Here is a 905-nt window from a genome sequence, read left to right as displayed (position 1 = left end):
ATTATTAATCATTGCGTAAATTCAATCATTCACTAATTCAATCATTAATTAAGCTATTGCAGGTATTTCACCTATTATTATTTTATTTTTTACTTTCTCTTTTTCTTCTTTTGTTAACGCATTTGCATTTTCTTCTACATCACGGCTTACGCTGAGTATAATCCCGAAGGCCACACTGGTAAAGATCATTGATGTACCACCCATACTTACCAACGGAAGCGGAACCCCTGTTACCGGCCCCAACCCTACCGCTACCGCCATGTTTGCAAAGGCCTGTATGGTCAGACTGAAACTCAGTCCGGCTGCCAGGAGCGCGCCGAAGGCCTTGGGCGCCCGGGTTACGATCTTGATACATCGGTATAAAAGCACCAGGTATAGTATCATAATTACAATTCCTCCCACAGTTCCCCATTCTTCAATAATAATGGCGAAAATAAAATYGGAATACGGGTGTGGTAGGAAATTGCGTTGTGTACTATTACCTGGTCCTTTACCAAAAACACCACCAGTAGCCAAAGCAATTTTTGCCTGGTCTGCCTGGAAAGTTTTATCTGAATGCTGCATTTCAGGATGCATGAACGTATTGATACGCGACATGTACGTTTTTCTTCTTGGGCCCAAAAAGAAAACAAACAACAGGAGCACAAAGCCACCTGCACAAACAATCGCGATCTGTTTAATACTGATCCTACCGATAATTAACAGCAAAATACTTACACCAAACAGCATTAATGCTGTAGATAGGTTGGCCAGTGCGATTAAAACAAACACCACACAAACCGAACCCATAATTGGTATAAATGATTCTTTAACATTTTTAATATTTTCTTGCTTTTTGGTTAGCATCCTGGCCAAAAAGGTGATCAATGCCAGCTTTGCTAAATCAGAAGTTTGAAACGTCAATC

1 protein-coding gene is annotated in these 905 nt (G+C 40.5%); it reads right to left on the bottom strand.

The annotated features are described in order from the left end of the window. Nucleotides 1-48: 48 nt before the first annotated feature. A partial coding sequence (locus AC1DND_RS28615) for an FtsW/RodA/SpoVE family cell cycle protein (protein WP_477586323.1) occupies nucleotides 49-905 on the bottom strand: 857 nt, incomplete at its 5' end.

The sequence above is a fragment of the Pedobacter sp. 01N416 genome (assembly GCF_056399685.1).
Note: the sequence above shows the minus strand (reverse complement) of the source record. Positions and strands in the feature narration are given on the sequence as shown.